Here is a 19,089-nt window from a genome sequence, read left to right as displayed (position 1 = left end):
GTCCTTCGCGCTCAACACGACTGCGTCGCATTGAGCGCTTCGGACTCAAATGTCCAGGAAGCGCACGTCGCGCGCGTTCTTCTGGATGAAGGATCGGCGGGCCTCGACGTCCTCGCCCATGAGGGTCGAGAAGATCGCGTCGGCCACGGCGGCGTCGTCGAGCGTCACCTGCTTGAGCGTGCGCGTCTCGGGATCCATCGTCGTCTCCCACAGCTCGCTGTAGTTCATCTCGCCGAGGCCCTTGTAGCGCTGCACGCCGTTGTCCTTCGGCATGCGCTTGCCGCTCGCCTGCCCGTCGGCGATCATCGCGTCGCGCTCGCGGTCGCTGTACGCGTACTCGTGGTCGGCGTTCGTCCACTTGATCTTGTAGAGCGGCGGGGCGGCGAGGTAGACGTAGCCCATGTCGATGAGCGGCCGCATGTAGCGGAACAGCAGCGTGAGCAGCAGCGTCGTGATGTGCTGCCCGTCGACGTCGGCATCCGCCATGAGCACGATCTTGTGGTACCTCGCCCTTGCCGGGTCGAAGTCCTCGCCGAGGCCCGCGCCGAAGGCGGTGATCATCGACTGGATCTCGGCGTTGCCGAGCGCGCGGTCGAGGCGAGCCTTCTCGACGTTGAGCACCTTGCCGCGCAGCGGCAGGATCGCTTGCGTGTAGGGGTTGCGGCCCTGCACGGCCGAGCCGCCTGCTGAGTTGCCCTCGACGAGGAAGATCTCCGAGATCGCCGGGTCCTTCGACTGGCAGTCCTTGAGCTTGCCGGGCATGCCGCCCGACTCGAGGAGCCCCTTGCGGCGGGTCTGCTCGCGCGCCTTCCGCGCGGCGATGCGGGCGGTCGCGGCGCCGATCGCCTTGCGCACGATCTCCTTCGCCATCGCCGGGTTCGACTCGAACCAGTGGCCGAGCTCCTCGCCGGTGACGCGCTGCACGAACGACTTCGCCTCGGTGTTGCCGAGCTTCGTCTTCGTCTGGCCCTCGAACTGCGGCTCGCCGAGCTTGACGGAGACGATGGCCGTGAGCCCCTCGCGCACGTCGTCGCCGGAGAGGTTCTCGTCCTTCTCCTTGAGCAGGTTCGACTGGCGCGCGTACTTGTTCACGAGTGTGGTGAGCGCCGCGCGGAAGCCCTCCTCGTGCGTGCCGCCCTCGTGCGTGTTGATCGTGTTCGCGTAGGTGTAGACGCCCTCCTGGTAGGAGGTCGTCCACTGCATCGCGATCTCGACCGAGATGCGCCGCTCGGTGTCCTCCGACTCGAAGTCGATGATCTCGGGGTGCACCGCCTCGGCCTTCTTCGACTCGTTGAGGTAGGCGACGTAGTCCTTGAGGCCCTGCTCGTAGAGGTACTCGTCGGAGCGCTGCCGCGGCTCGGTGCCCTCCTCGTCGGCGTCGGGCTCGATGAGCGCCTCGGGGCGGCGGTCCTCGATCGCGATGCGCAGCCCCTTGTTGAGGAACGCCATCTGCTGGAAGCGCTTCGCGAGCGTCTCGTAGTCGAACTCCACCGTCTCGAAGATGTCGGGGCTCGGCCAGAAGGTCAGCGTCGTGCCGGTCTCGTCGGTCGCCTCACCCGAGACGAGCGGCCCCTCGGGCTCGCCGACGCGGAACGACTGCCGGTGCACTCGACCCTGGCGCTTGATCTCGACCTCGAGGCGCGTCGAGAGCGCGTTCACGACCGAGGAGCCGACGCCGTGCAGGCCGCCCGAGACCGCGTAGCCCCCGCCGCCGAACTTGCCGCCCGCGTGGAGCACGGTGAGCACGACCTCGACGGTCGACTTCGAGGGGTCGGAGGAGTGGGGATCGACGGGGATGCCGCGGCCGTTGTCGGTGACGCGCACGCCGCCGTCGGGCAGGATCACGACGTCGATGCTGTCGCAGTGGCCGGCGAGCGCCTCGTCGACCGCGTTGTCGACGATCTCGTAGACGAGGTGGTGGAGGCCGCGCGGGCCCGTCGAGCCGATGTACATGCCCGGGCGCTTGCGCACCGCCTCGAGGCCCTCGAGGATCTGGATCTGATCGGCGCCGTAGTCGCCCTGGGTGGGAGGCTGCGACGGCTTCGCCGTCTGGTCGTCGGGCTGCGTCTCGTGCTCGTTCGCCATGCTTCTCCCGGTCCGTCTCGCGCGACCGCCATGCGGCGGCGCAACCCTCCGATTCTACCCCGGATGCGCGAGGAAGGCTCGTCAACGCGCGCCTCTGGTGGACGATCGCGGTGCGCCGCGAGAGAACAGTCCCCTGAAAGCGGGTTCTGCGGCCCTGGACGCTCGGAGCGGGCTTGCAGGGCCGGTCGCGAACGGGGGTGGACACCCGCCTGGAAAGGGGGAGCGGCCCAGGACCTGTCGGTCTCGGGCCGCCGAAGGGCATCCGCCGTGGAGCCTCAGCCCATGGGGATGAGGATCCAGAGCGCCGCGGTGAGGAGGAAGCCGAGCACGCCGAGGACGGTCGTCAGCACGGTCCACGTGCGCAGCCCGTCCTTCACCGAGAGGCCGAGGTAGCGCGTGACGATCCAGAAGCCCGAGTCGTTCACGTGGCTGAGCCCGAGCGCGCCGTAGCCGATCGCGACCGCGAAGAGCGCGAGGTGGATCGGGCCGAGCCCGAGCCCCGCGACGGCAGGGATGAGGAGTCCCGAGGCGGTCGTGATCGCGACCGTCGCCGAGCCCTGCGCGGCGCGCATGATGAGCGAGATGAGGAAGCCGAGCAGGAGCACCGGCATGCCGGAGGCCGCCATGACATCGGCGACCGCGCCGCCGATGCCGGTCTCGGTGAGGATGCGGCCGAAGGCGCCGCCCGCACCGGTGACGAGGATGATGACCGCGGCCGCCGGGAGCGCGGACTCCATGACCTCGCCGAGGTGGCTCGCCGACCAGCCGCGGCGCACGCCGAGCGCGATCATCGCGACGCCGATCGCGACCATGAGGGCGAAGATCGGCTGGCCGATCATCGAGAGGAAGCCGTGCCAGAAGCTGCCGACCTCCATCGTGGGCGCGATCGTCGTGCCCACCATGATGAGCGCGAGCGGCAGGATGATGATCGCGAGGATCGTCCAGGCGCTCGGCGCCTTCTCCCCCTCGGCGAGCGAGCTGCCGCCGCCGACGGTGTCGGCCTCGGTGCCGAAGGAGTCGAACATCGCCTTCGTCGCCGGGAGCATCGCGAACTCGCGCCGGTTCATGCGCTTCGCGACGACGTAGGAGGCGAAGGCGAGCGGGATGGAGATGCCGAGCGAGAGGATCGTCACCCAGCCGATGTCGGCGCCGAGGATCGTGGCGCCGCCGACGATGCCGGGGTGCGGGGGCACCGCGACGTGCACGGCGAGCATGATGCCCGCGATCGGGAGGCCGAACTTCATCGGGCTGAGCCCCGCCGCCTTCGAGAAGGCGTAGATGATCGGGATGAGGATGATGAAGCCCGCGTCGAAGAAGACGGGGATCGCGAGGACGCCCGCCGCCGCGGTGAGCGCCACGGCCACTCGCTTGGGGCCGAGCCAGCCCGTGAACTTCCCGGCGAGCGACTCGGCGCCGCCGGAGATCTCGATGATCTTGCCGAGCATCGAGCCGAGCGCGACGAGCACGGCGACCGAGCCGAGCGTGCCGCCGACGCCGGCGATGATCGCCTGGATGACGCCGAGCCGCTCGGGTGCGTCGTCGGTCGCGGGGATCGTCGTGAGCGGCAGCCCCGCGACGATGCCCACGACGATCGAGGTGAGCAGCAACGCGTAGAACGCCTGCACCTTGAAGCGGATGATGAGCAGCAGCAGGAGCCCGATGCCGCCGAGGCCGATGGCGATCAGCACGCCGAGGGGGTACTCCATCAGCTCGCCTCCCCGCGCAGCGTCGGGGCGACGACGCGGATGACCGCGGAGTCGTCGAGGTGGCCGAGGCCCTGCGCCTCGCCGAGCAGGAAGAGCTGCTCGGCGGCGGCGGCGACGGGGGCCGCGAGGTGGTGCGCTCGCGCTGCGGCGCCGACGATGCCGAGGTCCTTCACGAAGATGTCGAGCCGGCTGAGCACCTCGGCGCCGTCCTCGTCGTAGGCCTGCAGCGCGCGCGGGCCGCGGTTGCCGAGCATGAAGGAGCTCGCGGCGCCGGCGGAGAGCGCCTCGAGGGTGCGCTCGCGGTCGAGCCCGAGCGCGTCGGCGAGGGCGAGCGCCTCGGCGGCGGCGGCGATGTGCACGCCGCACAGCAGCTGGTTGACCGTCTTGAGCGCCTGCCCGTCGCCGGGCTTGTCGCCGACGATCGAGAGGGTCGAGGCGAGCTGCTCGAGCACGGGCCGCGCGGTCTCGAGCGCGGCGGGCTCGGCGCCGACGACGATGAGGAGGTCGCCCTCGCCCGCCCGCACGGGGCCACCCGAGAGCGGCGCGTCGACGAGGTGGGCGCCGGAGGCGGCGAGCCGATCGGCGATGTCGGCGATGCCGTCGGTGCCGACCGTGCTCGTGAGGATGACGACGGCGCCGTCGGCGAGGTGCTCGGCGAGCCCCGTCTCACCGAAGAGCAGCTCGCGCAGCTGCTCGCCGGTGCGCACGGCGACGAGGACGGCGTCGGCACCCGCGACGGCGGCGGCGGCCGAGGCGGCGGGCACGACGCCCTGCTGCTCGGCGAGGTGCAGGCGCTCGGCCGCGATGTCGAATCCGCGGACGTCGAAGCGCGCGGCGAGCCGCGTCGCCATGGGGAGTCCCATGGCGCCGAGGCCGATGACGGCGACGGTGCTGGTCATGGCTGTTCCTATCTGTGCGGGTGGATGCGTGATGCCGGCCGGCTCGCGCCGGCGCAGCCTCGGGTCAATCGGCGAGCGTGCGGACGACGCGCGCGAGGGAGTCGGTGTCGCCGACGTTGCCGGCGAAGACGACGAAGGGGATGCCCTCGGCGGGCCCGGACTGCGGCTGCCAGAGCGAGACGATGCCCGGGAGCATCGGGCCGACGACGAGCGCGCGGCGGATGCGCAGCGCCTCGGTCGCGACGTCGCTCGAGGTGATGCCGCCCTTCGCGATCACGAAGCGAGGCGGGGCGAGCTCGAGCACGCGCGCGACGAGCTCGACGAGCCCGGCGGAGACGCGCCGCGCGATCTCGAGGCTCTCCGCCCCGCCTCGGCCGGTGACGAGCTCGCGGCTCGTGTGGACGATGACGGTGCCCGACGCGATCGCGCGAGCCATCGCATCCGCTTGCTCCGTCAGATGCGCCTCGCGCCGGTCGTCGATGAGCGCGCGCACGTCGAGCTCGACGGTCGCGGTGTCGGGGCGGTCGGCGCGGAGGGAATCGAGCTGCGCGGTCGTGAGCGGCACGTGGCTGCCGACGACGACGAGGCCGCCGCGCTCGTGCCGGACCGCGATCTCGTCGGGGGTGACCGGCACGGCGATCTCCTGCCCGATGTGGGCTCGCACGTAGGGCGGCCCGATGCGCAGGAGCGCGTCGATGCCCTCGCGGTCGAGCGCGTGGAGCGCGAGCGCGAGCTGGCGCATGTCGTGCTCGTCGACCACGTCGACGGCGACGACCGTGCCGGGGGCGAGCTCGCGCAGGAACGAGGTGACCGCATCCGTGCCGGCGCGGATCACGTCGATCGTGAGGGCGGCGACCTCGTCGCGCGCGATGCGGCCATCGGTCTTCTCCGCGACCCAGTCGCGCAGGTCGGAGGACCGGAAGCCGAAGGTCGCGTCCCGCGCGAACGCCGTCTCGCCGACGGGCGTCGCCTCGCCGTCGACGACCCAGTAGTGCACCGAGTCGACCGTGATCCGGCCCGCGTCGGGGAAGGCGGGGATGAGCATCGTCAGCCGCGGGGCCTGGCCGCGCGCTGCGATCGCGTCGCGCAGCACATCGGTCTCGAGCGGGAAGTGGCCGCGCAGCGTCGAGTCGCCGCGGCTCACGAACGAGACGCGCTTTCCGGCGCGCGCGGCGGCGGCGAGGGCGACCTCGACGACCGCGAGGTTGCGAGCGGCGGCCTGCTGCTCGTCGAGCGAGCGCGAATTCGTGAGCACGTAGACGGCGGCGGCGTCCTGGGAGAGCGCCCAGTCGAGGTCCTCTGCCTCCCAGCGCGTGAGCACCGGGAGGTCGGCGACGGACTGCGTGCCGGTCGGGTCGTCGTCGAGCACGATGAGGACGAGATCGCGGATGCGAGCGGCGGCGACCTCGGCCGCCGAGATGTCGAGCGGGGCGGGCAAGGCTGCCAGCAGGCCGTCGAGGTGCACGAGAACTCCCTTGTCCGCGGGATCCGCGCAGGCGACGCACGAATCTGATGTCAGATATCATCGATCACGCACGTCAGGCTGTCAAGCCCATCTCGCGGGATCAGTCGCGCACGAGCGCCACGAGATCGTCGCGCGTCTGCCGCATGTGGCTCGCCATCGCGTCGCGCGCGGCGATCGGCACGCCCGAGCGGATCGCGTCGAGCACCGCCTGGTGCTGCTCGATGGCGTGGGCTCGGATCTCGGCGACCGCGCTCGTCTCGCCCCGCGTCTCGGCGAGCATCGACGTGAGCGGCCGCAGCGCCGCGACCAGGATGCGGTTGTCGGCCGCGCGGATGACGACGTCGTGGAACTCGAGGTCGGCCTGCACGAACGCGTCGACGTCCGTCGCGTCGTGGTGGTGCCGCATGCGAGCCAGCGAGTCCTCGAGCGCCGAGAGGTGCTCGTCGGAGCGCCGCTCGGCCGCGAGCTCGGCCGCGCCGGTCTCGATCATCATGCGCACCTCGAGCAGCTCGAGCGACGACTGCCTGCGCTGGCCCGCGCTCCGAGCGTGCCGCACCACGGCATCCATGCCCGTCCACTCCGACACCGGTGCGATGAGGTGCCGGCTGCCGGGCACCTGCACGATGACGCCCTGCGCCTGGAGCAAGCGCACCGCCTCGCGCATCGTCAGGCGCGAGATGCCGAACTCGACGGCGAGCTGCCCCTCGGGCGGCAGCTGCTCGCCGGCGGTCACTCGGCCTTCGATGATGGCGTCGAGCAGCCGCTCGACCGCGTCGTGCGTGCGCGATGGCCTGGGCATGGCTCCTCCTCGAGACCTGGGTATCTGACACCCTAGCCGCGCTTCCGGCGCCCCTCGTCCAACCCCGTCGGTCAGCCCCAGGTGTCGCGCGGCCCGCGTCCCGGCACCGAGCGGCGCCCGCGGTTGAAGCTCGGCAGGTCGGGGCCGATGAAGCGCACCGACTCGAGCCCGCACTCGGGGAAGCGGGCGATGATGCGCGTCGTGGTCTCCGCGCGCAGGATGCGCATCTGCTGCGTCCACGCGGTCGACGCGCACCGCACCGTCAGCACCCCGTCCTCGAACGCGATGGGCTCGGTGCGATCGGCGTTCTCGGCGCCGACGAGCTCCGGCCAGTGCGCCATGACGTCGGCGCGCGCGAGCGTCGTCGTCCAGCCGCGGTCCTCGGCGAAGCCGCCGAGCACATCGCCGAGGGCGCGCGGATCGCGGCCCTTCCCGAACGGCACGGATGCGTCGGGGTCGCGACGGGAGCGTCGGCGTCCGTCGCGCGTGACCTTCTCCGGGTCGCCGAACTTGGCCTTGAGTCGCAGCCACACCCGTTCGGACTCGGTCGCGGCGAGCTCACGCATCCAGCACCTCCCCGCGATCGATGCGGATGCGGTGGTGGCGGAGCGCATCGGGCACGTCCTCCTCGACCGCGGCCGTGATGAGCACTTGCTCGAACCGGCCCGCGGCCTCGGCGAGCCGCTGCCGACGACCGGCATCGAGCTCGGCGAACACGTCGTCGAGGATCATGACGGGGTCGCCGCCCGAGCCGTCGCGCAACAGCTCGGCGGAGCCGAGCCGGAGCGCGAGCGCGAAGGACCACGACTCGCCGTGGCTCGCGTAGTGCCGCGCGAGCAGGTCGTTGAGCTGCAGCTCGAGGTCGTCGCGGTGGGGCCCGACGAGGCTCACGCCGCGATCGAGCTCGTCCCGGCGTCGCTCGGCGAGGATCGCGTGGAACGCCTCGGCCGAGTCGGGCACGTTCGTCGTCAGCTCGATGTGGGCATCGTGCTCGTCGCCCGCGACGAGCCGGTAGGCGGCGTCGACATGCGGCGCGAGGTCGGCGACGAGGGCGCGCCTCGTGCGCATGACCTCGAGCCCGAGCTCGACGAGCCGGCCGTCCCACACCTCGAGCGTCGTGAGGTCGTCGGGTCGCAAGCGCGCGGCGCGAGCGCTCTTGAGCAGCGAGTTGCGCTGCTTGAGCACGCGGTCGAGATCGCTGTGCACGCCCGCGAGGCGAGGCGCGCGCATGACCGAGAGCTCGTCGAGGAACCGGCGCCGGCCGCCGGGGTCGGCGCGCACGAGCTGCAGGTCCTCGGGGCTGAACAGCACCGCCTGCAGGTAGCGCGGCAGGTCGCGGATGCGCACGGGCTGGCCGTTGGCCTGCGCGCGGTTGGCGCCGCGCGCGTTGAGCTCGACGTCGAGCTGGAAGCTGCGCGCGTCGTTCGTGACCGTGCAGCGCACGATCGCCCGCTCCTCCCCCGCGCGGATGAGCGCGAAGTCGTTCGGCACCCGGTGGCTCGAGCCGGTCGCGATCCAGACGAGCGACTCGACCATGTTGGTCTTGCCCTGGCCGTTGCGGCCGACGAGCAGGTTCGCGCCGTCGACGAGCTCGACGTCCGCGGCGCGGTAGTTGCGGAAGTCGATGAGGGCGAGTCGGCTGACCCGCACCTAGGCCTTCTTGATGGAGTGGCCGCCGAACTGGTTGCGGAGCGCGGCGACGGCCTTCATCGCGGGGCTGTCGTCCTGGCGCGACTCGAAGCGGGCGAAGAGCGACGCCGAGATCGCCGGCATCGGCACCGCGTTCGCGATCGCCTCCTCGACCGTCCAGCGGCCCTCGCCCGAGTCGTCGACGTAGCCCTCGATCTCCGAGAGATCGGCGTCCTCGTCGAGCGCGCGCACCATGAGGTCGAGCAACCACGAGCGCACGACGGTGCCGCGCTGCCACGCTCGGAAGCTGCCGGCGACGTCGTGCACGCGCTCGGCGCGCTCGAGCAGCTCGAAGCCCTCGGCGTAGGCCTGCATCAGGCCGTACTCGATGCCGTTGTGCACCATCTTCACGTAGTGGCCGGCGCCGATCGGGCCCGCGTGCACGAAGCCCTCCTCGCGCGGACCCTCGGGCCGCAGCGCGTCGAACACCGGCATGAGCTCCTCGACGTCCGCTCGCTCGCCGCCGACCATGAGGCCGTAGCCGTTCTCGAGCCCCCAGATCCCGCCGGAGACGCCGACGTCGACGAAGCGGATGCCGCGCTCGGCGAGCATCGCCGCGTGCCGGTCGTCCTCGGTGAAGCGCGTGTTGCCGCCGTCGATGACGAGGTCGCCCTCGGAGAGCTTCGCCGCGAGCTCGGTGATCACCGCATCCGTGATCGCGCCGGCCGGCACCATCACCCACACGACGCGCGGCGTCGGGAGCGCCTCGATGAGCGCGTCGACGCTCGCGACGTCGGTCACCTCGGGGTTGTGGTCGTAGCCGGTGACCTCCACGCCCGACGCGCGGAGGCGCGTGCGCATGTTGCCGCCCATCCGTCCGAGCCCGATGAGTCCGATGTGGGTCATGATGGCTCCTCGTCTCGGGGTCGGGGTCTGATCAACGCAGCAGCAGGTTGGGCTGCAGCAGGTACTTGAAGTCGCTCGCCTCGGTGTCGTCGCGCGACGTCTGGCCGCGGATGAGCATGGGGCCGGGCTTGTTCGTGTTCTCCGAGTGCGTGAACGAGACGCGCACGAACTCCGAGTGCGTGGCCTGGATGCCGTCGATCAGCAGCTGCGGCTTGATCGACAGCACGATGTCGTCGCCCTCGAGCACGGCGTCGATGGTCTCGGAGGCCTGCGCCTGCTCGGAGCCGATCGCCTCGAGCTGCACCTGGCCCTCGCTGAAGGTGTAGCGGATGGCCGCCTCGGCATCGAGCACGAGCTGCACCCGACGCGTCGCGTCGACGAGCTCCGCGGTGTTCACGACCGCGTGGTGGTCGACCTGCTCGGGGAACAGCCGACGCACGGGCGGGTAGTTGCCCTTGATGAGCAGGCTCGTGACGGTGCGGTCGGCGGTCGAGAAGGCGATCTGCTGCCGCTCCCCCGCCTCGCTCATGGTGATCTCGATGCGATCGGCGCCGCCGAACGTGCGACCCACCTCCACGAGCGTGCGCGCAGGCACGAGCGAGGTGAGCGCCTCGGTCACGTCGCCGGCGTCCCACGGGATGCTGCGCACCGAGACGCGGTAGCGGTCGGTCGCGATGAGGGTCAGGGTGTGGTCGCTCGCCTCGAGCTGCACGCCGGTGATGACGGGCGTGACGTCCTCGCGCGACGCGGAGATCGCGACCTGGCCGATGGCCTCCGAGAACGCCTTCCCCTCGACGACGCCGGTGCGTCCCTCCACAGTCGGCACCGTCGGGTACTCCTCGAGCGGCATCTTCGCGAGCGAGAACTGCGCGTTGCCGCAGCGCACGAGCACCTTCGTGCCGTCGTCCTCGACCCGCACCTCGCGCTGCGGCAGCTTCGCCGCGATGTCGCTCAGCAGCCGGCCCGAGACGAGCACGACGCCCTCGCCCTCGACGTCGGCCTTGACGGCGGTGCGCGCCGACGACTCGAAGTCGAATGAGGAGAAGATCACGCCATCCGCGGTCGACTCGATGCGCACGCCGCTCAGGATCGGCATCGTCGGCCGCTGCGGCAGCAGCTTCACGGCGAACGAGACGGCATCACTGAAGACATCGCGATTGATGACGAACTTCACCGGGCGTCCTCCTTCTTGGGCGAGCTGCGGCGCTGGGGCACGGCGTCAGCCGCCCGTGCTGGTGCACAGCGCTGTCGATTCTGGCACAGCCGCGACGCGACCGAGCCGTGGCGTCCCTGGGCCGGCGACCGGTCATGGTTGGCGACGAGCTGCATCTTCTCTCCAGGAATCTCTGTCATTCATAACCGCTGTGCAAGCTGGGGACAGATCGTGTGGTTCGCGCTCCCCGCATGGGAACTACAGCAGTGCAAGATGTTGAGCCGCTGTTGACGTCCATCCACCGGTCGTGGAGAGCGGCGGATGCCTCCCTGGGCCGCGTCCACAGCTCCCCGAGCCGTTGTCCACAGGCACGCCCGGTCCGTCCACATCCGAGTCACATGAAGTGCGCGTTGAGACTTGCTCGTGCTACGGGTGCGCACAACCGGCGACCGGAGGGCAGAGTTCCGGCACTCTGCGGATGCTCGGGGCGGCTGAGGTTGCGTGCAGGGCGGTACTTCGAGACTCAGCCGCTACCGACGGCCGGGACGGCCGTCGGCGCGCAGGCGCGCCGAGGCCAGTAATGGCCTCGGCTCTACGCGCCCGCGCGCTGTCTGATGCGCGAGGTGAGCTCGGTCACCTGCGTGTAGACCGAGCGGCGCTCCTGCATGAGCTTCTCGATCTTCTTGTTCGCGTACATCACGGTGGTGTGATCGCGGTTGCCGAACAGCTGCCCGATCTTCGGCAGCGACATGCTGGTCATCTCCCGGCACAGGTACATGGCGATCTGCCGCGCGAGCGCGATGGTCTGCGAGCGCGACGAGCCGTGCAGGTCCTCGACCGTGAGCCGGAAGTACGCGGCGGTGTGGCTGATGATGTCGCTCGGCGACACCACCGCCTCCTCGTCGAAGCTGAACAGGTCCTTGAGCACCGTCTGCGCGAGCTCCATCGTGACCGGCAGCCGGTTGAGGCTCGCGAACGCGGTGACGCGGATGAGCGTGCCCTCGAGCTCGCGGATGTTCGACTGCACCTTGTCGGCGATGACCGAGAGCACCTCTGGCGGGATCTGGATGCGCTCGGCCTCGGCCTTCTTGCGGAGGATCGCGATGCGCGTCTCGACGTCGGGCACGGTCACGTCGGTGATGAGGCCCCACTCGAAGCGGCTCACCATCCGCTCCTCGAAGCCCTGGAGGTGCTTCGGGGCGACGTCGGAGGTGATCACGACCTGCTTGTTGTGGTCGTGCAGCGTGTTGAAGGTGTGGAAGAACGCCTCTTGCGTCGACTCCTTGCCCTTCAGGAACTGGATGTCATCGATGAGCAGCACGTCGACATCGCGGTAGCGCTGCTGGAACGACTGGTTCAGGTTGTTCGCGATCGAGTTGATGAAGTCGTTCGTGAACTCCTCGCTCGAGACGTACCGTACCCGGATCCCCGGGTACATGCCCTCGGCGTAGTGGCCGATCGCATGCAGCAGGTGCGTCTTGCCGAGGCCCGAGTCGCCGTAGATGAAGAGCGGGTTGTACGCCTTGGCCGGCGTCTCGGCGACCGCGAGGGCGGCCGCGTGCGCGAAGCGGTTCGAGCCGCCGATGACGAAGTTGTCGAAGGTGTACTTCGGGTTGAGCCGCGAGTCGACTCGCCGCGACGGGACGTCGGCGGGATCCCGCTCATAGCTCTGGACGGGGGTGACGACCGGCTCTGCGGCCGGGTCGTCGACGACGTCCGGGAGCGGCTCCTCGTCGTCGAGCTGCGGGTTCACGACGATCTTGAACGACGCGATGTCCACAGCGTTGTCCACAAGGCCCTCGACGATCGGCACGCGCAGCCGCTGCTCGAGCATGTCGCGCGTGAGGTCGTTCGGCACCTCGAGGTAGAGCACGCCCCCGAGCACGCCCTGCGGCTCGACGAGGTCCAGGAATCCGCGCAACGACGGGGGAATCCGAGGGTCGCCCGCGAGGGTCGCCAGGACCGCGGACCAGAGCTGTCCGGTTCGAGCGTCCGGGGCCATCGGTATGCGGTTCCTCTGCGGTGCGGGGTGGTGGGGGATGCGTCTCCACACCATTATCCACAGGTGCTGTGCATGAAGGGTCCGCTCGCTGCGGTGCTCCCCGGGCACCTGCCGCGGCGCGGATTCCAAGAGTCTGCACGCATAGCGCACCTCGTGCAAGTCCCGCCGTCTTGGCTGCGGCGTGGCGTCGAGGCGGAGCGGTGCTCGTTGACCGCTGGCGGTCTCTCGCGTATGGTTGTCAGGTTGCCGCATCCGTCGTGCGGCGCGTCGTCGAGCCTGGCAGCTCGGCCACCTCGAACTTGCGGCGCGATCGCGCCGGACCACGGGAGATTCACCATGAGCAAGCGCACGTTCCAGCCGAACAACCGCCGCCGCGCCAAGAAGCACGGCTTCCGCCTCCGCATGCGCACTCGCGCGGGCCGCGCCATCCTGGCCGCGCGTCGTCGCAAGGGCCGCACCGAGCTCTCGGCGTAGACCGCCCGAGGTGCTCGCGAAGGCGAACCGGATCGTGCGCGGCGACGACTTCCGTCGCATCGTTCGCACCGGTCGCCGTGCGGGCGGACCTGTCGCGGTGGTGCACCGCGCGAGACCCGAAGCGGCTGTCGCCCGCTTCGGGTTCATCGTGTCGAAGCAGGTCGGCAACGCGGTAGTGCGCAATCGGGTGAAGCGGCGCCTGAGCGAGATCGTGCGTGCCGAGCTCGACGCGATCGAGCCGGCCGACATCGTCATCCGCGCTCTGCCCGCGGCCGGCAGGGTCGACTTCGCTACACTGAGGGCCGGCATCGCGCCGCTGCTGGAGCGACGGTCATGAGTCAGAGCCTCAAGAGGCTGGGACTGCTCCCCCGCAACATCTGCGTCGCGATCCTCGTCGCCTACCGCGCGGTGATCTCACCGCTCTATGGCGACGTGTGCCGCTACTACCCCAGCTGCTCGGCCTACACTCTGCAGGCCATCCAGCAGCACGGGGTCGTGCGCGGCATCTGGTTGGGCGCGAGGCGCATCCTCCGCTGCCACCCGTGGGCGGCTGGTGGGGTCGACGACATCCCAGAGCCGCGCGAGCGGCTCGCAACGAACAGAGCGGGGTTCGTCCTCGCTCACAAGGAGCAGTGACAGCTTGGACATCTTCGCCCTGCTGATGTGGCCCATCAAGTGGGTCATCGAGGCGATCCTCGTCGGATTCCACACCGTCGTCACCGCGCTCGGCGGCGATCCGGGCTCCGGGCTCACCTGGGTGCTGTCGATCGTCGGCCTCGTGCTCGTCATCCGCAGCGCGATGATCCCGCTCACGGTGCGGCAGATCGTCTCCTCTCGGAAGTCGCTCGAGATCCAGCCAGAGATCCAGCGGATCCAGAAGAAGTACCGCGGCAAGAAGGATCAGTTCTCGCGCGAGGCGATGCAGCGCGAGACGATGGAGGCGTACCGCAAGGCCGGCACGAACCCCTTCGCCTCGTGCCTCCCGCTGCTGATCCAGATGCCGATCTTCCTCGGCCTCGTGCAGGTGCTCACCGACGCGAACAACCAGCGTCCCGGCGTCGGCTTGCTCACGCAGGACCTCGCGATCCTCTTCAGCGAGTCGACGCTGTTCGGCGTCGTGCCGCTGCACATGACGATGGCGGCCGGCTTCGAGACCGGCAGCGTGCCCGTGATCGTCACCGCGATCCTGCTCACGCTCATCATGTGCGCGACGCAGTTCTACACGCAGCTGCAGATCATGACGAAGAACCAGACACCGGCGATGAAGGAGTCGCCGATGTACAAGCAGCAGCGCATCCTGCTCTACATCATCCCGGTGTTCCTGCTGATCTCGGCCTGGCTGTTCCCGCTCGGCACGATGTTCTACTGGCTCGTCTCCAACATCTACACGCTCGTGCAGCAGCTCATCATCATCAGCAAGCTGCCGACGCCGGGCTCCGAGGCCGCGCTCGCCCGCGAGGCGCGCATGGCGCGGAAGCGCCAGCGCATGGGGCTGCCTCCCGTCGACCAGGAGGAGGCCGAGACGGCCGCCGAGATCGACCTCCGCACGCAGCGGCAGCAGCCGCGCGGCAAGAAGCCGAAGTCCAAGCGAGAGGGCAGCTGATGACCGAGGAGCAGCCGACCACCGGCGCCGACGACACCATCGACGAGGGCGAGATCGCCGCCGACTACATCGAGGGTCTGCTCGACATCGCCGATTTCGACGGCGACATCGAGATCGAGCAGACAGATGCGCGCACCACGATCAAGGTGGGTGAGGCGGGCGACGACCTCGGCGGCCTCGCGGAGCCCACCGTCGTGGCGGCGCTCCAGGACCTCACGCGCCTCGCGGTGCAGCAGCAGTCGGGCGGGTTCTCGCGGCTCGTGCTCGACGTCGCGGGCTCGCGCGACGCTCGGGCCCAGGCCTTGCAGGCGGTCGTCGACGAGGCCGCCGCCGCCATCGTGGGTGGCGCGCCTCGCGTCGCGCTGGAGCCCATGTCGTCGTACGAGCGCAAGCTCGTGCACGACCTCGTGCGCGAGCACGGGCTCGAGAGCGAGTCAGAGGGCGAGGGCGCCGAGCGGCACATCGTCATCGTCCCCGCTTGACGCCGTGACCGACTCCCCTCCCCCGGTGCTCGAGGCCGAGCCGGCGGCCGCCGCCGCGCTGTTCGGCGACCGGCTCGAGCTGGCGCGCTCCTATGTCGCATCGCTCGCAGCACGGGGCGAAGAGCTGGGTCTCATCGGACCCCGGGAGCTGCCGCAGCTATGGAGTCGACACATCCTCAACTCTGCGCTTGTCGCTCCCCTGCTCCGCGGTCGCGTCGGTGATGTCGGATCGGGAGCCGGACTGCCCGGGCTCGTGCTGGCGATCGCTCGCCCCGACGTGGAGATGACGCTCATCGAGCCGATGGAGCGACGGACCGATTGGCTGCGCTCCGAGGTCGAGCGGATGGGCCTAGAGAACGTGCGCGTGCTCCGTGCGCGCGCTGAAGACGTCCCGGGCAGCGGCGAGCTGAAGCCGCTCGACCAAGTGACCGCTCGCGCCGTGTCCGCATTGCGCACGCTGATCCCCCTCACCGCACCGCTCGTCCGCAGCGGCGGCGAGCTGCTGCTGCTGAAGGGGGCTCGAGTGACGGACGAGCTCGCCGCTGCGCAGAAGGTGGTCCGCAAGCATCTCCTGCAGGACATCGCTGTGCTCGAGCTCGGTGCTGATCACGGACTCGAGACGACCCGCGTGCTGCGGGCGGTCGTCGACCCCTGACGCGCGGCGGCCGATCGGCTGCGCTGTGGAGCGTGCGACGTGGCACGCCCTAGCGCAGGCGTGAGGGCGTCCTCCCCTGCGCAGCTGCCTGAGCGCGCTGGCGAGTGCGGTTCGACGGGGGTCGAACCCGTCGCACCGAACGGGTTCCATTGCATGGGATTGAGGGCCGCCGGAACCCGCTCCCGCGTCGCTGCGAGCCATGCTTCACGTGAAACGCGACGTCGCACGTGCCGGATGGCGTGCAAGGCGGTCTGGCGCACCGCCAGCTCGTAGCCGCTCGCTCGGGATGAGTGCATCCATCCGCCGCTGGCACCCGCGATGAGCGCAACGCGGCAGGCCGAGGGAGGTTGCGGCCAAGAGACGGCAGCCGTTCGCCCCTGCGCGCAACGTCGCGACGCTGCCCACCGCCGATGCCTCTGCGCTGCAGCGACGAGCAGCGAGTTGGAGCGACGGCTTGCCCTCCTGCGGCGCGCAGGTGCGGGTCATTGACGCTCCACTCGCATGCCGGTCCCGGGCACCCCGGTTATGTGCTGCGTTTCACGTGAAACGCAACGCTCGTCCGACACTCTCCAGTCGGCGGATCACGGGCTGGCTGCCCAGTAACGCGTCACAAGTGACCGTGTCTCGGTCATGCATGACGCTAGGCAAGTGCCACCTCGCCTGGCGCCTGCTCTGCGCTCATGCCACGAAGCTCTCCCGACCGAGTCGTACGGCCGGCACTGTGCCCGAAGGTAGGAACGCGACGATGAAGCATGGTCGAGTGGACGTGCTGAGCATCATCGAACCGACCTGTTTCACGTGAAACGCGCTGCGGCGACTGAAGGCCGCTCGCAGCGTGCCCCTACAGCGCGTCGAATGTTTCACGTGCAACATTCGCCAAACTCCGAGCCGACTGGTGCCGGCGCGTCGACCAGGAACCACTCCCGCGTCTTACAGTGGTGGTTGTGGAGAACTGTGGACAATGAGAGATGAACCCCGTTCGGTTTCTGTGCAGCGAACCTGCTTGACGGCCAGCATTCCGCGCTATGACTGGGAAGTCAGCGACTCCTCCGCACGGATTCCGCGGTCAGCGTCGACGCGGCCACAGACCCGGTTGCGGACGCACACTGTGGATTACTGTGGATAACGGGCCATGCAACCTTGCACGAGCCGAATGGGTCCTGACTTTGCGATCCGGTGCCATCCGGGCCAGACTGGAGGCTTGCACCACAGCGCGCGGATCCCGCAAGCGGTGATGTTCCACGTGAAACATCGACAGGAGAGGCACGCGTGACCACGGGAAAGTTCGACACGACGCCGATCGCACGCGAGCTGGCGGCGATGGCCCGCAGGCGTCAGGCACTCTCCTCGGTCGAACTGCCGCTGCCGGCTCGCACGCGCATCTTCACCGTGGTCAACCAGAAGGGCGGCGTCGGCAAGACCACGACGGCTGTCAACCTCGCTGCCGCACTCGCGATCGCCGGGGCTCGTGTGCTCGTGATCGACCTCGATCCCCAGGGCAACGCATCCACAGCGCTCGGCATCGACCACCACGCCGATGTCACGAGCACGTACGACGTGCTCATCGACGGCGAGCCGCTCGAGACCGCCGTCGCGACGAGCCCGCAGAGCGAGCGGCTGCTCGTCGTGCCGTCGACGATCCACCTCGCCGGAGCCGATCTGGAGCTCGCCGGCATGGAGCGACGTGAGCACCGTCTGCGCGAGGCGCTCGACGCCTACCTGACCGACGCCGGGCAGCCGCCGCACTACGTGTTCATCGACTGCCCGCCATCGCTCGGGCTGCTGACGATCAATGCCTTCACCGCCGCGACCGAGGTGCTGCTGCCCATCCAGTGCGAGTACTACGCACTCGAGGGCGTCTCGCAGCTGCTCGACACGATCGGCCGCATCCAGGCGCACCTCAACCCGAAGCTCGAGCTCTCGACCGTGCTCCTCACGATGTTCGACGGCCGCACGCTGCTGTCGCGCCAGGTCGTCGACGAGGTGCGCGCGCACTTCGCGGAGCAGACGCTCGAGGCCGTCATCCCGCGCTCGGTGCGCGTCTCGGAGGCACCGGGCTACGGTCAGACCGTCATCGCCTACGACCCCAACTCTCCGGGCGCGCTCTCGTATCGCGAGGCCGCGACCGAGATCGCACGCAGAGGAGCCGCATGAGCAAGAAGGCAGGACTCGGGCGAGGCATCGGCGCGCTCATCCCCACGGGCCCCGCACCCGCGGAGCGGGCGACAGCGGAGGAGGCCGAGGCGTCACCGATCCGCACCGCGCCCGCGCAGCGTCGCACCCGCCGCCCCGCGAAGCCGGGCAGCCGGCCGGTCGACGTGTTCTTCTCGGGTGAGGAGGACGACGACGTCGAGCTGCGGCAGATCCCGGGCGCGAGCCTCGCCGCCATCGCGCCGACCGACATCCGGCCTAACGCGAACCAGCCGCGGACCGTCTTCGACGAGGACGACCTCGCCGAGCTCGAGCACTCCATCCGCGAGTTCGGCGTGCTCCAGCCGATCGTCGTGCGTCCCGTCACGCCGGGGGAGGACGGCACCCACTACGAGCTCATCATGGGCGAGCGCCGCTGGCGCGCGAGCCAGCGAGCGGGGCTCGAGGTGATCCCGGCGGTCGTCAAGGAGACGCCGGACGACGCGATGCTGCGCGACGCGCTGCTCGAGAACCTGCACCGCGCGCAGCTCAACCCGCTCGAGGAGGCCTCTGCCTACCAGCAGCTGATGGAGGACTTCGCCATCACGCAGGAGGAGCTCTCGAAGCGCATCGGCCGCAGCCGGCCGCAGATCTCGAACACCATCCGCCTGCTGAAGCTGCCGCAGTCGATCCAGAGCCGGGTCGCGAGCGGGGTGCTCTCCGCCGGGCACGCCCGCGCGATCCTGTCGCTCCCGACGCCGGAGGCGATGGATCAGCTCGCGGCCAAGATAATCAATGAGGATCTCTCAGTTCGTGCCGCGGAAGCCGCCGCCGGCCTCGTGCAGACCCGCAGCCCGCGTCGCACCCCGACGAAGGGCGCCGTGCAGCACGGCCTCGACGAGATCGCCCGTCGCCTCGAGGATCGCCTCGACACCCGCGTTCGGATCGCGCTGGGGCGCTCGAAGGGGCAGCTGACGATCGACTTCGCGACGGTCGCCGACCTGGGCCGCATCCTCGCGGAGCTGGGGGAGCAGGGCTTCGACGGAGCCGCGCCGACCGCGTGACGCGACGGACGACGAAGCCCCGTGGAACGCATCCACG

At 70.0% G+C, this 19,089-nt stretch carries 18 protein-coding genes; 8 read left to right on the top strand and 10 right to left on the bottom strand.

Annotated elements, in window-relative coordinates; genetic code table 11:
* Window positions 1–45: 45 nt before the first annotated feature.
* From gyrB to dnaA, 10 genes are all read right to left on the bottom strand, one after another.
* Entirely contained in the window at window positions 46–2,085 is a 2,040-nt protein-coding gene (gyrB, locus tag ACP7BI_RS08525) for a DNA topoisomerase (ATP-hydrolyzing) subunit B (RefSeq protein ID WP_425845106.1), read from the bottom strand.
* 275 nt (window positions 2,086–2,360) lie between these two features.
* Complete coding sequence (locus tag ACP7BI_RS08520; RefSeq protein ID WP_425845104.1) at window positions 2,361–3,791, bottom strand: GntP family transporter; 1,431 nt, start codon at window positions 3,789–3,791, stop codon at window positions 2,361–2,363.
* Window positions 3,791–4,690: an NAD(P)-dependent oxidoreductase gene (locus ACP7BI_RS08515; RefSeq protein ID WP_211447108.1), complete on the bottom strand. Its 900-nt coding sequence runs from the start codon at window positions 4,688–4,690 to the stop codon at window positions 3,791–3,793. The genes ACP7BI_RS08520 and ACP7BI_RS08515 overlap by 1 nt, the downstream gene beginning before the upstream one ends.
* A 64-nt stretch (window positions 4,691–4,754) precedes the next feature.
* Window positions 4,755–6,155: a four-carbon acid sugar kinase family protein gene (locus ACP7BI_RS08510; protein WP_425845102.1), complete on the bottom strand. Its 1,401-nt coding sequence runs from the start codon at window positions 6,153–6,155 to the stop codon at window positions 4,755–4,757.
* Window positions 6,156–6,255: 100 nt separating this feature from the next.
* Window positions 6,256–6,954, bottom strand: coding sequence for a FadR/GntR family transcriptional regulator (locus ACP7BI_RS08505; RefSeq protein WP_425845101.1), 699 nt, complete (start codon window positions 6,952–6,954; stop codon window positions 6,256–6,258).
* Window positions 6,955–7,025: 71 nt separating this feature from the next.
* Window positions 7,026–7,520 carry a DUF721 domain-containing protein gene (locus tag ACP7BI_RS08500; RefSeq protein ID WP_425845099.1) on the bottom strand — a complete coding sequence of 165 codons (495 nt, stop codon included), beginning with the start codon at window positions 7,518–7,520 and terminating at the stop codon, window positions 7,026–7,028.
* Complete coding sequence (recF, locus tag ACP7BI_RS08495) at window positions 7,513–8,604, bottom strand: DNA replication/repair protein RecF (RefSeq protein ID WP_425845097.1); 1,092 nt, start codon at window positions 8,602–8,604, stop codon at window positions 7,513–7,515. The genes ACP7BI_RS08500 and recF overlap by 8 nt, the downstream gene beginning before the upstream one ends.
* Window positions 8,605–9,489, bottom strand: a complete 885-nt coding sequence (gene gnd, locus ACP7BI_RS08490; protein WP_425845094.1) for a phosphogluconate dehydrogenase (NAD(+)-dependent, decarboxylating) — start codon at window positions 9,487–9,489, stop codon at window positions 8,605–8,607.
* A 31-nt stretch (window positions 9,490–9,520) separates the two neighbouring features.
* Window positions 9,521–10,663 (bottom strand): DNA polymerase III subunit beta, encoded by a 1,143-nt coding sequence (gene dnaN, locus ACP7BI_RS08485; RefSeq protein ID WP_425845091.1) that lies wholly within the window; start codon window positions 10,661–10,663, stop codon window positions 9,521–9,523.
* A gap of 571 nt (window positions 10,664–11,234) precedes the next feature.
* The gene (gene dnaA / locus ACP7BI_RS08480; protein WP_211447100.1) at window positions 11,235–12,644 is read right to left on the bottom strand and encodes a chromosomal replication initiator protein DnaA; all 1,410 of its coding nucleotides are present in this window, start codon (window positions 12,642–12,644) and stop codon (window positions 11,235–11,237) included.
* Window positions 12,645–12,980: 336 nt separating this feature from the next.
* On the opposite strand from dnaA, the gene rpmH reads away from it, so the two are divergent.
* The 8 genes from rpmH (at window position 12,981) to ACP7BI_RS08440 (ending at window position 19,052) form a co-directional block, all read left to right on the top strand.
* Window positions 12,981–13,118, top strand: a complete 138-nt coding sequence (gene rpmH, locus ACP7BI_RS08475; protein ID WP_021010601.1) for a 50S ribosomal protein L34 — start codon at window positions 12,981–12,983, stop codon at window positions 13,116–13,118.
* 34 nt (window positions 13,119–13,152) lie between these two features.
* Entirely contained in the window at window positions 13,153–13,455 is a 303-nt protein-coding gene (rnpA, locus tag ACP7BI_RS08470) for a ribonuclease P protein component (protein ID WP_425845086.1), read from the top strand.
* On the top strand, window positions 13,452–13,754 hold the full coding sequence (gene yidD, locus ACP7BI_RS08465) for a membrane protein insertion efficiency factor YidD (protein ID WP_211447097.1): 303 nt from the start codon (window positions 13,452–13,454) through the stop codon (window positions 13,752–13,754). The genes rnpA and yidD overlap by 4 nt, the downstream gene beginning before the upstream one ends.
* Window positions 13,755–13,758: 4 nt before the next feature.
* Complete coding sequence (yidC, locus tag ACP7BI_RS08460) at window positions 13,759–14,721, top strand: membrane protein insertase YidC (RefSeq protein ID WP_425845084.1); 963 nt, start codon at window positions 13,759–13,761, stop codon at window positions 14,719–14,721.
* Window positions 14,721–15,203: a protein jag gene (locus ACP7BI_RS08455; RefSeq protein WP_425845082.1), complete on the top strand. Its 483-nt coding sequence runs from the start codon at window positions 14,721–14,723 to the stop codon at window positions 15,201–15,203. Before yidC ends, ACP7BI_RS08455 begins: the two co-directional genes overlap by 1 nt.
* A gap of 25 nt (window positions 15,204–15,228) precedes the next feature.
* A complete protein-coding gene (rsmG, locus tag ACP7BI_RS08450) occupies window positions 15,229–15,858 on the top strand; it encodes a 16S rRNA (guanine(527)-N(7))-methyltransferase RsmG (protein ID WP_425845079.1) in 630 nt (209 codons plus the stop codon).
* A 1,320-nt stretch (window positions 15,859–17,178) separates the two neighbouring features.
* The gene (locus ACP7BI_RS08445; protein WP_425845557.1) at window positions 17,179–18,012 is read left to right on the top strand and encodes a ParA family protein; all 834 of its coding nucleotides are present in this window, start codon (window positions 17,179–17,181) and stop codon (window positions 18,010–18,012) included.
* Entirely contained in the window at window positions 18,009–19,052 is a 1,044-nt protein-coding gene (locus ACP7BI_RS08440) for a ParB/RepB/Spo0J family partition protein (protein WP_425845076.1), read from the top strand. Before ACP7BI_RS08445 ends, ACP7BI_RS08440 begins: the two co-directional genes overlap by 4 nt.
* Window positions 19,053–19,089 lie beyond the last annotated feature (37 nt).

Origin of the sequence: Agrococcus sp. TSP3-2-1 (genome assembly GCF_049897585.1) — a bacterium.
Taxonomy (GTDB): domain Bacteria; phylum Actinomycetota; class Actinomycetes; order Actinomycetales; family Microbacteriaceae; genus Agrococcus.
Note: the sequence above shows the minus strand (reverse complement) of the source record. Positions and strands in the feature narration are given on the sequence as shown.

Bases quoted from the DNA above. Each gene is read 5' to 3' on its own strand.
- ACP7BI_RS08440 (WP_425845076.1), top strand. From the start codon at position 18,009: ATGAGCAAGAAGGCAGGACTCGGGCGAGGCATCGGCGCGCTCATCCCC.
- ACP7BI_RS08445 (WP_425845557.1), top strand. From the start codon at position 17,179: ATGGCCCGCAGGCGTCAGGCACTCTCCTCGGTCGAACTGCCGCTGCCG.
- ACP7BI_RS08500 (WP_425845099.1), bottom strand. From the start codon at position 7,520: ATGCGTGAGCTCGCCGCGACCGAGTCCGAACGGGTGTGGCTGCGACTC.
- yidD (WP_211447097.1), top strand. From the start codon at position 13,452: ATGAGTCAGAGCCTCAAGAGGCTGGGACTGCTCCCCCGCAACATCTGC.
- rpmH (WP_021010601.1), top strand. From the start codon at position 12,981: ATGAGCAAGCGCACGTTCCAGCCGAACAACCGCCGCCGCGCCAAGAAG.
- gnd (WP_425845094.1), bottom strand. From the start codon at position 9,489: ATGACCCACATCGGACTCATCGGGCTCGGACGGATGGGCGGCAACATG.
- ACP7BI_RS08505 (WP_425845101.1), bottom strand. From the start codon at position 6,954: ATGCCCAGGCCATCGCGCACGCACGACGCGGTCGAGCGGCTGCTCGAC.
- gyrB (WP_425845106.1), bottom strand. From the start codon at position 2,085: ATGGCGAACGAGCACGAGACGCAGCCCGACGACCAGACGGCGAAGCCG.
- ACP7BI_RS08515 (WP_211447108.1), bottom strand. From the start codon at position 4,690: ATGACCAGCACCGTCGCCGTCATCGGCCTCGGCGCCATGGGACTCCCC.
- dnaA (WP_211447100.1), bottom strand. From the start codon at position 12,644: ATGGCCCCGGACGCTCGAACCGGACAGCTCTGGTCCGCGGTCCTGGCG.
- ACP7BI_RS08455 (WP_425845082.1), top strand. From the start codon at position 14,721: ATGACCGAGGAGCAGCCGACCACCGGCGCCGACGACACCATCGACGAG.
- ACP7BI_RS08520 (WP_425845104.1), bottom strand. From the start codon at position 3,791: ATGGAGTACCCCCTCGGCGTGCTGATCGCCATCGGCCTCGGCGGCATC.